The sequence below is a fragment of the Elioraea sp. genome (assembly GCF_022842375.1).
In the GTDB taxonomy this organism is placed as follows: domain Bacteria; phylum Pseudomonadota; class Alphaproteobacteria; order Acetobacterales; family Acetobacteraceae; genus Elioraea_A.
Genome location: NZ_JALHPR010000013.1, coordinates 109,831 through 122,196, shown reverse-complemented (window position 1 = coordinate 122,196; position 12,366 = coordinate 109,831). Strand labels below are relative to the sequence as shown.

Annotated in this window: 14 protein-coding genes; all 14 read right to left on the bottom strand. The window is 70.9% G+C overall.

The features are described from left to right. On the bottom strand, positions 1–675 hold a 675-nt coding region (locus Q0C38_RS12955), incomplete at its 3' end, for a LysM domain-containing protein (RefSeq protein WP_291297519.1). Positions 676–779: 104 nt separating this feature from the next. Continuing rightward, positions 780–1,475 (bottom strand): protein-L-isoaspartate(D-aspartate) O-methyltransferase, encoded by a 696-nt coding sequence (locus tag Q0C38_RS12950; RefSeq protein WP_291297518.1) that lies wholly within the window; start codon positions 1,473–1,475, stop codon positions 780–782. Positions 1,476–1,488: 13 nt separating this feature from the next. Continuing rightward, positions 1,489–2,277, bottom strand: a complete 789-nt coding sequence (gene surE, locus Q0C38_RS12945; RefSeq protein ID WP_291297517.1) for a 5'/3'-nucleotidase SurE — start codon at positions 2,275–2,277, stop codon at positions 1,489–1,491. Then, entirely contained in the window at positions 2,274–3,560 is a 1,287-nt protein-coding gene (gene serS / locus Q0C38_RS12940) for a serine--tRNA ligase (RefSeq protein ID WP_291297516.1), read from the bottom strand. The genes surE and serS overlap by 4 nt, the downstream gene beginning before the upstream one ends. Positions 3,561–3,575: 15 nt before the next feature. Beyond that, the gene (tatC, locus tag Q0C38_RS12935; RefSeq protein WP_291297515.1) at positions 3,576–4,367 is read right to left on the bottom strand and encodes a twin-arginine translocase subunit TatC; all 792 of its coding nucleotides are present in this window, start codon (positions 4,365–4,367) and stop codon (positions 3,576–3,578) included. Between the two features lie 9 nt (positions 4,368–4,376). Beyond that, a complete protein-coding gene (gene tatB, locus Q0C38_RS12930) occupies positions 4,377–4,874 on the bottom strand; it encodes a Sec-independent protein translocase protein TatB (RefSeq protein WP_291297514.1) in 498 nt (165 codons plus the stop codon). A 42-nt stretch (positions 4,875–4,916) separates the two neighbouring features. Further along, positions 4,917–5,150, bottom strand: coding sequence for a twin-arginine translocase TatA/TatE family subunit (locus tag Q0C38_RS12925; protein ID WP_291297513.1), 234 nt, complete (start codon positions 5,148–5,150; stop codon positions 4,917–4,919). A gap of 97 nt (positions 5,151–5,247) precedes the next feature. Continuing rightward, a complete protein-coding gene (locus Q0C38_RS12920) occupies positions 5,248–6,309 on the bottom strand; it encodes an ABC transporter ATP-binding protein (RefSeq protein WP_291297512.1) in 1,062 nt (353 codons plus the stop codon). Further along, positions 6,309–6,953, bottom strand: coding sequence for an SMC-Scp complex subunit ScpB (gene scpB, locus Q0C38_RS12915; protein ID WP_291297511.1), 645 nt, complete (start codon positions 6,951–6,953; stop codon positions 6,309–6,311). The genes Q0C38_RS12920 and scpB overlap by 1 nt, the downstream gene beginning before the upstream one ends. 59 nt (positions 6,954–7,012) lie before the next feature. Then, on the bottom strand, positions 7,013–7,780 hold the full coding sequence (locus Q0C38_RS12910) for a ScpA family protein (RefSeq protein WP_291297510.1): 768 nt from the start codon (positions 7,778–7,780) through the stop codon (positions 7,013–7,015). Positions 7,781–7,859: 79 nt separating this feature from the next. Further along, positions 7,860–8,570: a site-2 protease family protein gene (locus Q0C38_RS12905; protein ID WP_291297509.1), complete on the bottom strand. Its 711-nt coding sequence runs from the start codon at positions 8,568–8,570 to the stop codon at positions 7,860–7,862. Then, positions 8,567–9,589, bottom strand: a complete 1,023-nt coding sequence (gene nagZ, locus Q0C38_RS12900; protein WP_291297508.1) for a beta-N-acetylhexosaminidase — start codon at positions 9,587–9,589, stop codon at positions 8,567–8,569. Before nagZ ends, Q0C38_RS12905 begins: the two co-directional genes overlap by 4 nt. A 28-nt stretch (positions 9,590–9,617) precedes the next feature. After that, positions 9,618–10,562 (bottom strand): SPOR domain-containing protein, encoded by a 945-nt coding sequence (locus Q0C38_RS12895; protein ID WP_291297507.1) that lies wholly within the window; start codon positions 10,560–10,562, stop codon positions 9,618–9,620. Positions 10,563–10,593: 31 nt separating this feature from the next. Then, positions 10,594–12,363 (bottom strand): arginine--tRNA ligase, encoded by a 1,770-nt coding sequence (gene argS / locus Q0C38_RS12890; protein ID WP_291297506.1) that lies wholly within the window; start codon positions 12,361–12,363, stop codon positions 10,594–10,596. Between the last annotated feature and the right edge of the window lie 3 nt (positions 12,364–12,366).

The following is a 12,366-nucleotide window of genomic DNA, read 5'->3' as shown; positions in this document are numbered from 1 at the left end:
CTCGCCACGCACCGGCCAGGCGAAGCGGCCGGGCGGCAGGCGACGCGCCGCAGGCTCGGCCGTCGGACGGATCGGCGGCTCGGCGCCTGGCCCACCCTCGGCCACGCGCTGCGGCCCGGCGGTGCGCTGTGCCTCGGGCGCGCGCTGTGCCTCTGGGGTGCGCTGTGCCTCGGGGGCGCGCTGTGGTTCTGGGGTGCGGTCTGCCGGCGTGCCGGCAGGCTGTGGGGCTGCGGGTGGTGGCGGCAGCGCCTCTGCCGTCACGGTGCGGCTCGATGCCGCCGACGGCGCCGTTGGTGCCAGTGCTGCCTGGGCCGCAGGCCCGCGCCCCGGGCTGCCGAGGGCCGATCCGCCGGCAGCAACCGTTGCGGCCGGCGGCAGCACCGCGACGGCGCCGGGAACATGCAGCACCTGGCCAGGCCTGATGCGGTAGGGCGGTGCAAGCCCGTTCACCGAGGCGAGGGGCTGGAGCCCGACATTGTGGCGGCGCGCGATCGCCAGGAGCGTGTCGCCGCGCTGGACGATCACCGTGACGGGCTCGGCACTGGTCGGGCCAAGGGAGGGCGGCGGCGCACGTTCGGCGCAGGCGGACAGGAGCGCCAGCGCCAGGAGGCCAGCGCAGAGGTGCCTGGGGCTGGCGTGGCGGGCGTGCCGAGGGGTGCCGTGCGAGCGCTGCATGCCGTATCGCTCATACGGTGGCAGCGACTCGGGGCGCAATGACGGCAACGCCGTGGCCCTCACATGGTCCGATCAGTGTTGCATCCGCGCCGCACCCGGCAGCGTCAGCGCGGAGCCCCGCCCCTGCTGCCGTTCCCCCAGCTGCCATCGTCACCCTTGCTGTCGTCGGCAAGGCCAGGCAGCAGCGGCACGAAGCGCACGGCGGCGAGTTTCTCGCGCGCGAACGCGCCGCCGGTGCGGGTGATGCGCCAGAGATGCTGGCTGTCCGCCGTCTCTCCCATCGGGATCACCATGATCCCGCCTGCCGGCGAGAGCTGGTCGAGCAGCGCCTGCGGCGGCGTCCTTGGCGCGGCGGTGACCAGGATGCGATCGAACGGCGCGAGCTCCGGCCAGCCTGCCATGCCGTCGCCGGCGCGCGTGACGATGTTGGTGAAGCCGAGCGCCTTCAGGATCTCCTCCGCGCGGGCGAGCAGGGCCGGGTGGCGCTCGATCGTGTAGAGGCGCCGGCAGAGATGGGCGAGCACCGCTGCCTGGTAGCCGGAGCCCGTGCCGATCTCGAGCACGCGGTGGCGCTTCGTGACGCAGAGTGCCTCGGTCATCATCGCCACCACGCGCGGCTGGCTGATCGTCTGCCCGAGGCCGATCGGCAGTGCGATGTCCTCCCACGCCTGGTCCTGGAACGTTTCGGGGATGAAGCGCTCGCGCGGCACGCTCTCGATCGCAGCCAGAACCGTGGCATCGACGATGCCAGCGCGCCTGAGCTCCAGGATCAGGCGGATGCGGCTCGCGTCGGTTGGCATGTCCCGCCGCGCGTCAGGCGAAGGCGGCGACGAGGTCGGGCAGGAAGCCCTTCGCCGTCACGTCGATCGTCACGGGCGTCACCGCGATCGCGCCCGCGTTGATCGCCGAGAGGTCGGAGCCGCGGGGCTGCACCTCCTCCTTCGTATAGTCGAGGATCCACCAGTAGGGGCGGCCCTCGGGGTCGGCCCGCTTCTCGAGGCGGAGCCCGTCCTTCCGCCGGCCCTGGTGGGCGACGCGGATGCCGGTGACGGCCTCGACCGCGAGGTCGGGGACGTTGACGTTCATCAACGTCGCCTCCGGCCAGGAGAGGCCGGCGAGCGTGCGGATGATGCGGGGAGCGAAATGCGCGCAGGTCTCCCATCGCGGCTGTTTCGGGACCGTTCCGTTACGCGGCAGGTCGAGCGAGAAGGCGACGGCGCGCAGGCCGAGCAGGCACGCCTCCATCGCCGCCGCCACGGTGCCCGAGTAGCCGATGTCCTCGCCGAGGTTCGCACCCATGTTGATGCCTGACAGGACGAGATCGGGCGCGCGGCCCTTCAGCACCTCGTGCACGCCGATCAGCACGCAGTCGGTCGGCGTGCCATCGACCGCGAAGCGCTTGGGCCCGAGCGTCGAGAGCCTGAGCGGGCGGCGGATCGTCAGCGAGTGGCTGACCGCCGATTGCTGAGTCTCCGGCGCCACCACCCACACATCGCGCGAGAGCCCGCGCGCGATCTTCTCCAGCACGCGGATGCCGGGTGCGCCGATGCCGTCATCGTTGGTGACGAGGATGCGCGCCGAAGCCAGGGCATCGGCGCTCATGGCGCGCCGATGCGCGCGAGCCCGCCCATGTAGGGACGCAGCCGCGCGGGGATGGCGACGGAGCCGTCCTCCTGCTGGTGGTTCTCGAGCACGGCGATCAGCGCACGGCCGACCGCGACGCCGGAGCCGTTGAGCGTGTGCACGAAGCGCGTGCCCTTCTGCCCAGCGGCACGGCAGCGCGCATCCATCCGCCGTGCCTGGAAATCGCGGCAGTTAGAGCAGGAGCTGATCTCGCGATACGCCCCCTGCCCCGGGAGCCACGCCTCAATGTCAAAAGTGCGCGCGGCGCCGAAGCCGACATCCGCGCCGCAGAGATCGACCACGCGGTAGGGAATCTCGAGCGCCTGCAGCACCGCCTCGGCACACGCCGTCATGCGCGCATGCTCGTCGTCGCTGTCCTCCGGCCGCGTGATGGAGACAAGCTCCACCTTCATGAACTGGTGCTGGCGCAGCATGCCGCGTGTGTCGCGCCCCGCCGCACCTGCCTCCGAGCGGAAGCAGGGGGTGAGCGCGGTGACGCGCATCGGCAGCGCGGCCTCGTCGAGAACGCTCTCGCGCACGAGGTTGGTCAGCGGCACCTCGGCCGTCGGGATCAGCCACCGCCCGTCGGTGGTGCGGAACTGGTCCTCGGCGAACTTCGGCAGTTGGTTGGTGCCGAACAGCGCGGCCTCGCGCACCAGCAGCGGCGGCGACACCTCGGTGTAGCCGCCCCCCTCTGGCTCCGGGCCCGTGTGGCGGTCGAGCATGAACTGGCCGAGGGCGCGTTCGAGCCGCGCCAGCGGGCCTTTCAGCACCGTGAAGCGGGCGCCGGCCATGCGGCCCGCTGCCTCGACATCCATCCACCCATGCCGCTCGCCGATCTCGAAATGCTGGAGCGGCTGCCAGGGGAAGTCGCGCGGCGTTCCCCAGCGGCGGAGCTCGACGTTGTCAGCCTCCGACGCGCCATCGGGAACGGTGGCATCGAGCGTGTTCGGCAGCGCGGCGAGAGCCTCGTCGAGCGCAGCACCCAGGCGTGCGGCCTCCGCCTCCTCGCGCGCGATCGCGTTGCCCATGGCGGAGGCTTCCTCGAGCAGGACGGAGGCATCCTCCCCCTTGCCCTTGGCCTGGCCGATCCGCTTGGACAGCGCGTTGCGCGCCGACTGCATCTGCTCGAACGCCGTCAGGCTGGCACGGCGGCGCTGGTCGAGGTCGAGAAGTGCGTCGGCCGCGGGGGCGGCGCCGCGGCGCGCGAGGGACCGGTCGAATCCGGCCGCGTCCTCGCGGATGCGTCTGATGTCATGCATCTCGGATGTTCCGCTTCAACTGGGGGCGGCGTTCGCCTGGTCGCGCTTGCGCAGCAGCTTCGCCACGATGATCGAGGCCTCGTAGAGCAGGATGAGCGGCAGCGCGAGCCCGACCTGGCTGATCACGTCAGGCGGGGTGATGATGGCAGCGACCACGAACATGCCGACGATGGCGTAGCGCCGCTTCGCCGCCATCCCCTCAGGCGTGATGATACCAACGCGGCACATCAGCACGAGGCCGACGGGCATGAGGAAGGCGAAGCCGAAGGCGAACAGCAGCCGCATCACGAGCGAGAGGTACTCGTTGACCTTCGCCTCGAGCTGGATCGGCAGTTCGCCCGGGCCGGCGGGACTCTCGAACGACAGGAAGAACCGCCACGCCGCCGGAATGACGAAGTAGTAGCAGAACGCAGCGCCAGCGGCGAAGAAGAAGGGCGTGGCGATGAGGAACGGCGCCACCGCGCGCTTCTCGCTGCGGTAGAGGCCGGGGGCGATGAACAGCCAGAGCTGCGTCGCCCACCAGGGGAAGCTGATCATCATCGCTCCCCAGAGGGCGACCTTCAGGTAGGTGAAGAACGCCTCGTAGAGCGCGGTGAAGATCATCCGCCGCTCGGCCCCCGTCGTCTCCTGCAGGATGTTGGCCAGCGGGGCGGCGAGGAAGCCGTAGATCTGCTTCGAGAAGATGTAGCAGACGATGAAGGAGACGATGAAGCCGCCGAAGGCGAGCAGCAGCCTGGTGCGCAGCTCGAGCAGATGCTCGAGCAGCGGCATCGGCTTGTCGTCGATGATATCCTCTTCCGGTGGCATCGGTCCCGCTCAGGCGCTGTCGCGCGGTGATGCCACGGCGGCTTGCGGCGCGGCGACGGTGGGTGGAACGAAGGCGGGCGGCCCCTTGGCCAAAGGCGGCGGCGGCGCTGGCGGCGCCGGTTGGGGTGGCGCGGGCCCGGAGGCGGCTTCTGCCGGGGCCGTGGTGGCCGAGGCCGGCGTCATTGTGCTGGTCGTCGTGCTCGTCGCTGTCTCGTTGAACGGGTCCTTGAACGCATCGCGGATGCCGTTCTCGTCGACCGAGCGTTCGACATCGCGCTTCATGTCGTAGATGCCGCTGCGGACCTCGTCGATCTGCTTCTTGACCTCGTCGAGCTTGGTCTCGCGCATCATCTCGTCGACATGCACCTGGAACTCGCCCGCCATCCGGCGCGCCTTGCGAATGAAGTCGGCGATGCCGCGCACGGCATTGGGCAGTTCCTTCGGCCCGATCACCACGAGGGCGATGAGCAGGATCAGCGCGATTTCGGACCAGGCCAAATCGAACATGCGTCTCTCTCGGCCGCCGGCTGAGGGCCGGCGATGCCCCTGTTAGCGGCGATCAACCGGCGCGGCGGAAGGCCGGCTCGCTGCAGCCTGGCTGGGATCTTCGAACGGCGCATCCTCGCCCACCGCAGGCTTGGTTGCGAACTGCGCCCCCACGACCTTCCGGAAATCCTTGATGCCGTTGGCGAGGTCGGCGCCAAGCGCCGGAAGCTTGCGGCTGCCGAACAGCAACAGGACTACGACGCCAAGCAGCGCGATCTGCCATACGCCGATGCTCATGCCCTGATCCTGCCCCCGTTTCCTTGCCGCCCACGCGACGCGGCGGGCGGGATATTGGCAGAGTGCCCTCCCTCCAGCAACGCAGGTGCGCCACCCATCAGGCCGCCTCGCCCTCGGGGAACACATAGGCACGCGTGGGGTCGAGTGCCACGGCCACCACGGCGTCGCGCGCGGGAAGATACTCGCCCGGGATGCGGGCGTGGACGTGCACTTCCTCGCCCCCCTCCTGCACGGTCAGGTGGACCATCGAGGTACGCCCCAGCAGCCGTGCCGCATCAACCCGCGCGCGGGCGTGGCAGGGCTCACCCTCCGCCTCTGGCATCAGCCTGATTGCCTCTGGGCGGATCAGCACCGACACACGTTCCCCCTCGGCCCTGCCGCCTGCGGGCACGGGGCCGAACGGGGTGGCGACCATGCCGAGCCGCACCTGCCCGGCCAGCCGATTCACCTCGCCCAGGAAGGCCGCGACGAAGGGCGTGGCGGGGTGAAGGTAGATCTCGGCCGGCGGGCCTTCCTGCGCGATCACGCCGCGGTGGAGGATGGCCATGCGGTCGGCCATGAACATCGCTTCCTCGGCGTCGTGCGTGACCATGAGCACGGCGATGCCTTCGTCCTGCAGCACGTGCAGCGTGTCGTCGCGCACACGGTCGCGCAGGCGGGCGTCGAGGCCGGAGAAGGGCTCGTCGAGCAGCAGCACCTTGGGCCGTGGCGCGAGCGCGCGGGCCAGCGCCACGCGCTGCTGCTGCCCACCGGACAGCGTGTGCGGCATAGCCCCCGCATAGGCCTCCATCCCGACGCGGCACAGCATCGCCATCGACCGCTCGCGCCGCGCGGCACCCTTCAGCGTGGTCAAACCGAACGCGACGTTGTCGAGCACCGAGAGATGCGGGAACAGGGCGAAGTCCTGGAACAACAGGCCGACGCCGCGTTCCTCCGGCGGCACCTCGCGGCCAGGCTCCGCCACCAGGCGGCCGCCGATCACCACCCTGCCCCGCTGCACCGGCGTCAGGCCCGCGGCGATGCGCAGCAGCGTCGTCTTGCCATCGCCAGATGGCCCGAGCAGGCAGACGATCTCCCCCGGGGCGACCGCGAGGGAGATGCCTTTCAGCACCTCCGCCGCGCCGAAGCTGTGGTGGATGTCCTCGAGGCGAAGCGCCATCAGCCGCGATCAGCCTCGTCGCCATCCGGCGACAGCGGCGCGGCAGCCTGCTCCTCTGCCTCCGCCACGCCACCTGGCGGTGCGGGTTCCTCGCTCGCCGCCGGCAGGACCGCCTGCATGGGCAGCGGCTCGAGCAGGCCGGCCGCCTTCAGCTCATCGAGCTTCGGCAGTGCCTTCAGGTCGGCAAGGCCGAAATGGGCCAGGAACTGGTCGGTCGTTCCCCAGATGGCCGGGCGCCCCGGCGTCTCGCGCCTGCCCTTCGGCTCGACGAAACCAGCCTCGACCAGCGTGTCGAGCGTGCCCTGGCTCAGCGCGACGCCGCGGATGTCCTCGATCTCGGCGCGCGTCACTGGCTGGTGGTAGGCGACGATGGCCAGCGCCTCGACCGCCGCGCGCGAGAGGCGCCTCGGCACCTCGAAGCGGCGGCGGAGCAGCGGCGCGAGGTCAGGCGCGGTGCGGAGCTGCCAGCCGCCGGCGACCGCGACGACCTCGACCCCACGCCCCGCCAGGGCCTCGCCAAGGGACGCGAGAACGGCGGCAGCCGGAACACCTTCGGGCAGCAGGGTGGCAAGCGCCTTCTCCGTCACCGGCTCGGCGGCGGCGAACAGCAGCGCCTCGGCAAGCCGCAGATGCTCGGGCTGCACGGCAGGCTCCGGCAACGGCAGCTCTTCTGGAGCAGGTTCAAGGTGTTCTGTCTGTTCGTTCATGGTTCGCTCGAAGGAAGCTGCGCCGCAGGCTTCACATAGATGGGCCCGAAGGCCTTTTCCTGGCGCAGATCGACGTTGCCCGACTTCGCCATCTCGAGGCCGGCAATCAGCATCGCGGCCATCGCCGCCCGCGTCGGCAGGCCGGGCGCGAGCCCCTCGGGCAGGAACTGTGCGAGCGTCGACCAGCCAGGGATGCCGCCGATCAGCCGGTTCAGCCTGGCGATCGCGTCCTCGACCGAGAGGAGGTCGAGCGGCGGCGGGGTATAGGTGCGCTTGCCGAGGGAGCGTCGCCGGGCAGCGGCGTAGGCCGCGATCAGCTCGCTCATCGAGAGCCTGACGCCGCCCTGCACGCGCTCGATCGTCGCCTCCGGCGCCCCGCGGGCCCAGACATCGAGGCCGAGGCGGAACCGGCCCATCAGCATCGCGCCGACCTCGCGCATCGCCTCGAGCCGGCGAAGCTGGAACGCCAACGCCTCGGCGGCGGCCTCGGGCGAAGGCTCATCCGTCGGCCGCTCGGCTGGCGGGATCAGCAGGCGCGACTTGAGGTAGGCGAGCCAGGCAGCCATCACCAGCATGTCGGCTGCCAGATCGAGGTCGAGCGCACGGGCAGCGGCGATCCAGGCGAGATACTGCTCCGCCAGCGCCAGCACCGAGATGCGGGCGAGGTCGACCTTCTGGTCGCGCGCGAGCGCCAGCAGCAGGTCGAGCGGCCCCTCGAACCCCTCGACCGCGACGGCGAGGCCCGTCATCTGATCAGGGGTCATGGGGTCAGGACCGCCCACCAGGCCAGGCGCGCGGGGGGCGTCCTCCGCGAAGGGCACCGGGTCTGTCATGCGCCCTTCTCTAGAACCCGGCAGCCGTGAACACCAGACGCCTGAACCAGACCAGCGGCGGCCAGAGCAGCGTGCCGAGCGGATCGGCCGCGATCCCGGCCTGGCGGAGGGCGGCGGGAACCAGGAAGAACCCGACCAGGATCAGCGCCAGCCCCGCCCCCTCGAGCCGCGCGACGATGCGGGCCGCCGGCAGGGGCAGGATGCCGACGAGGATGCGCCCGCCATCGAGCGGCGGCACGGGAAGCAGGTTGAACAGCATCAGCAGCAGGTTGATCTGCACCGCGAAGACGATCAGCTCTGCCGCATAGGCGCCGACCACGCCCGGCAGTTCGTCGACGGCATGGCCAGACAGCGCGAACAGGAAGGCCAGCACGAGGTTGATGGCAGGCCCCGCCGCCGCGACCCAGGCCATGCCGACGCGCGGGTTGCGGAAATAGCGTGTATCCACCGGCACGGGCTTGGCCCAGCCGAACAGCATCTCCACGCGCCCGATCGTCAGCATCTGCGCGGCGAACAGGATCAGCGGCAGCGCCACCGTGCCCACCGGGTCGGCGTGGCGGATCGGGTTCAGCGACAGCCGCCCCTGCAGCCGCGCCGTCGGATCGCCGAGCGCATTGGCGGCCCAGCCGTGCGCCACCTCGTGCAGCACGATCGCGATGACCGCGCCCGGAGCGATGATCAGGAAGCCCCAGAGAAGATTGGTGAGGAAGGTCTCGCTCATCCGACCAGGGCGGCCAGCGCAGCCTCGGCGCGCGGGCGGTCGAGCCGCCGCGATGCCGCCTTCGCTGCCTTGGCCCCCGCCTTGAGGCGCCGCGACGCGACGGGCGTGAGTGTGGGAACGGCGCGGAGCACCGCCTCCGTCCGCGCAAGGTCGCCCGGGCACTCGAGCGCGATGTCGCACCCTGCCGCGATCGCAGCGGCAGCCAGTACGCCAGGCTCGCCCGCGAGCGCCTTCATCGAGAGATCATCGCTGACGATCACGCCGGAAAACCCGAGCTGCCGGCGGATGAAGCGGATGGCGGCAGGCGACAGCGTGGCGGGGCGTTCGGCATCGAGCGCCGTGTAGACGATATGCGCCGTCATCGCCCACGGGCAGGTCTCGGCAAGCGCTGCGAACGGCTTTGCGTCGCGCGCGAGAAGCTGCGCGAGCGTTGCGTCAACGACCGCAAGCGCGTGGTGCGTATCGGCCAAGGCCCGACCATGGCCGGGGATGTGCTTCATCACGGGGACGACGCCACCGGCAAGCAGCCCCCGGGCGACGGCGCGGCCGAGGCTGGACGCCATCCGCGGCGTATCGCCATGCGCGCGATCGCCGATCACGTCGTGCGCGCCGGGGACGGGAAGGTCGAGCACCGGGGCACAATCGACATCGATGCCGATGGCGGTGAGATCGTCGGCCATCAGCCTCGCGTTGAGGAAGGCGGCGCGGCGTGCCGCCGCGGGATCGGCAGCGGCGAGGCGGACGAAGACGGCGGCGGCGGGCGGGTGGCGCCAATGCGGCGCGCGCAGCCTGGCGACGCGCCCGCCTTCCTGGTCGATCAGCACGGGCGCATCCTCGCGCCCCACGGCACGGCGGAAGGCGGCGGTGAGGTCGAACACCTGGGCGGGTGTCGCGATGTTGCGCGCGAACAGGATCAGCCCAAGCGGCTTGTGCCTCGCGAAGAGCTTCTCCTCGGACGCGGTAAGCTCATGGCCCGCGACGCCGATGATCGCCGCGCGCGGCGCGGTTGCCGTTGCCACGCCTTCAGCCCTCACTGCATCATCCCTATCATCCCTGGGGCGCGACGAAACAGGAGCCCCCACGCGCCTTCACCTGGTCGCAGAAGGAGCGCGCCGCGGCATTGTCGGCGAAGGCGCCGGTGCGGATGCGGAAGAAGGGCTGGCCCTCGCGATCGCCACGGCTGACGACGAGGCGTTGGTTGCCGAGAAGGTCCGGCATGCGCCGCTGCAGGCGTAGCCACTCGGCGTTGGCGGCCTGCTCGGTCGGCACGGCGGCGAGCTGCACCTGGACGCGCCCGTTGCCGGCAGGCACGGGTGCTGGTGTCGCCGCTGCCTGAGGGGCTGTTGGCGGCGGTTGTGCCGGCGGTGCTGCCGCGGCCGGGGGTGCTGCCGCGGCCGGCGGTGTCGCCGCTGGCGGCGGCGGGGGCGTGATGCGGGCTGACTGCTGCGCCGCGAGCGGGGGGGCTGGCTGCTCCGGCTCGCGTGCAAGTTGCTGCTGGCTCGGCCCCTCGGTCAACGCTGCGGGCTGTGCCGGCAGCGCGGGAGGCGGCGCTGGAACCGGGCGCGGCGCTTCCGGCGGCGGCAGCAGGCTTTCGACGCGACCACCACCCGTCTCGTTCAGGCGCGGGGCATTGGCGCGGCCGAGCTGGTCATAGACGGTCTTGTCGAGATTGGGCACGCGCAACCCGCCAGGATCATCGGGCCGGACGCGGACGGGCGACGGGTCGGCCGTGATCAGCGGCGCCTCGGCCGGGCTGCGCGGCTCGTGCCCGAGCATCAACATCACGCCGGCACCGATCAGCGACACGGCGGCCAGCCCGACCAGCCATGCCGCCCAGCGGAAGCGCTTCTTTTCCTTCCGCCGCCAGGCAGGGTCAGCCACCACGCGGGCGGGGCTTTTCGCCCAGCCATTGGCATCGGGAATATCGAGGTTGCCGCCGTTCATCGCACCCCAAACCTTGAACAACGCGTCCTTGACCAACGCGCCTTTCATCACGGCGATGGAACGAGCCCTCCTCGTTCCGTCACCGCATTTCCTCGGCCGGCGTCACACCCATGGTCAGGAGGCCCGATGCGATGACGGTTGCCGTCGCCTGCACCAGTGCGAGACGCGCCTTCGTTGCCTCCGGCGCATCGGCCTGGATGAAGCGAAGCTCCGTCTCGTCGCGCCCCCTGTTCCACAACGCGTGGAACGCCGCGGCAACATCATACAGGTGGAATGCGAGTCGGTGCGGTTCACAGGCGAGTGCGGCCTGCTCAATCACGCGCGGCCAGGCGATCAGCGCGCGGACCAGCGTGAGCTCCGCCTCGTCCTCCAGCACATCGAGAGACGCCTTCGCCAATGACGCTGGGTGCACGTCGAACTGTTCGCCTGCATGGCGAAGCACCGAACGGCAGCGCGCATGCGCGTACTGCACGTAGAAGACGGGGTTGTCCTTCGTCTGCTCGCGCACGCGGTCGAGGTCGAACTCCATCTGCGCATCGGAGCGGCGCGTCAGCATGATGAAGCGCACCACGTCGCGCCCAACCTCGTCGATCAGGTCGCGCAGCGTCACGAACGTTCCCGCGCGCTTGGACATGCGCATCGGCTCGCCGCCCTTCAGCAGGTGCACGATCTGGCAGAGCAGCACCTGGAACGAGGCGCCCTCGTCGAGCGCCTTCACGGCCGCGGCCATGCGCTTCACGTAGCCGCCGTGATCGGCCCCCCACACCTGCACGATGCGGCGATAGCCGCGCGCGAGCTTGTCGGCGTGGTTGCCGATGTCGTTGGCAAAATAGGTGAAGCTGCCGTCGCTTTTCCGCAGCGGGCGGTCGATGTCGTCGCCGAAGGCAGTGGAGCGGAACAGCGTCTGCGGCCGGGGTTCCCAGTCGTCCGGCTTCTGGCCCTTCGGCGGCTCGAGCACGCCCGTGTAGATCTGCCCCTTGCCCTCGAGCAGGCGCAGCGTCTCCTGCACGCGCTCGGCGGCGATCAGCGCGGCCTCGGAAACGAACACGTCGTGCCGCACGCCGAGTGCCGCGAGATCCTCGCGGATCGCCTCCATCATCGCCGCCACCGTCTCGGTGCGCACGGCCTCCAGCCAGACGGAAGGATCGGCCGGCATCGCGCCACCGGCGGCGAGCGAGAGGCCGTGCCGGTCGGCCAGCATCTGCCCGACGGGGACGAGATACTCGCCCTTGTACTGCAACCCGCCGGGCACGCGCGCCTCGAACGCCTCATCCATGACCGGCGACCCGATCGCCTGGAGGTAGCGCCAGTAGGCAGCCCAGGCGAGAGCGTGCACCTGCGCGCCCGCATCGTTCACATAGTATTCGCGCGTCACCGCGAAGCCTGCCTTGGCGAGAAGGCCCGCGAGCGCATCGCCCACCACCGCACCGCGGCAATGGCCGATATGCATCGGCCCCGTCGGGTTGGCCGAGACGTATTCGACATTCACCGGCTCGTTCGCGCCGACCGTGCTGGTGCCATAGTCGGTGCCCGCGTGCAGGATGTCGGCGAGCCTGGCGCGCAGGAAGGCGGGCTTGAGCGCGATGTTGACGAAGCCCGGCCCCGCCACGGCTGCGCGCGCCACGTCGGGGTGTTCGGCGAGTGCGGCGGCAAGCTGTTCGCCGAAGGCCCGCGGGTTAAGCTTGAGCGGCTTGGCGAGCACCATAGCGGCATTGGTGGCGATGTCCCCATGGCTCGCGTCGCGCGGCGGCTCGACGCCGAGGGCGGCGATCAGAGCGGGCGGGGCATCGGGAACCAGGCGGCCGACGGCCTCGCGCACGACATCGCGGAACTGGGAGAAGATGTTCATCGG

Excerpts from the sequence above, each read along its gene's own strand:
- Q0C38_RS12910 (WP_291297510.1), bottom strand. The coding sequence starts at position 7,780 with ATGACCCCTGATCAGATGACGGGCCTCGCCGTCGCGGTCGAGGGGTTC.
- Q0C38_RS12925 (WP_291297513.1), bottom strand. The coding sequence starts at position 5,150 with ATGAGCATCGGCGTATGGCAGATCGCGCTGCTTGGCGTCGTAGTCCTG.
- tatB (WP_291297514.1), bottom strand. The coding sequence starts at position 4,874 with ATGTTCGATTTGGCCTGGTCCGAAATCGCGCTGATCCTGCTCATCGCC.
- tatC (WP_291297515.1), bottom strand. The coding sequence starts at position 4,367 with ATGCCACCGGAAGAGGATATCATCGACGACAAGCCGATGCCGCTGCTC.
- Q0C38_RS12950 (WP_291297518.1), bottom strand. The coding sequence starts at position 1,475 with ATGCCAACCGACGCGAGCCGCATCCGCCTGATCCTGGAGCTCAGGCGC.
- Q0C38_RS12920 (WP_291297512.1), bottom strand. The coding sequence starts at position 6,309 with ATGGCGCTTCGCCTCGAGGACATCCACCACAGCTTCGGCGCGGCGGAG.
- surE (WP_291297517.1), bottom strand. The coding sequence starts at position 2,277 with ATGAGCGCCGATGCCCTGGCTTCGGCGCGCATCCTCGTCACCAACGAT.
- Q0C38_RS12895 (WP_291297507.1), bottom strand. The coding sequence starts at position 10,562 with ATGAAAGGCGCGTTGGTCAAGGACGCGTTGTTCAAGGTTTGGGGTGCG.
- argS (WP_291297506.1), bottom strand. The coding sequence starts at position 12,363 with ATGAACATCTTCTCCCAGTTCCGCGATGTCGTGCGCGAGGCCGTCGGC.
- serS (WP_291297516.1), bottom strand. The coding sequence starts at position 3,560 with ATGCATGACATCAGACGCATCCGCGAGGACGCGGCCGGATTCGACCGG.
- Q0C38_RS12905 (WP_291297509.1), bottom strand. The coding sequence starts at position 8,570 with ATGAGCGAGACCTTCCTCACCAATCTTCTCTGGGGCTTCCTGATCATC.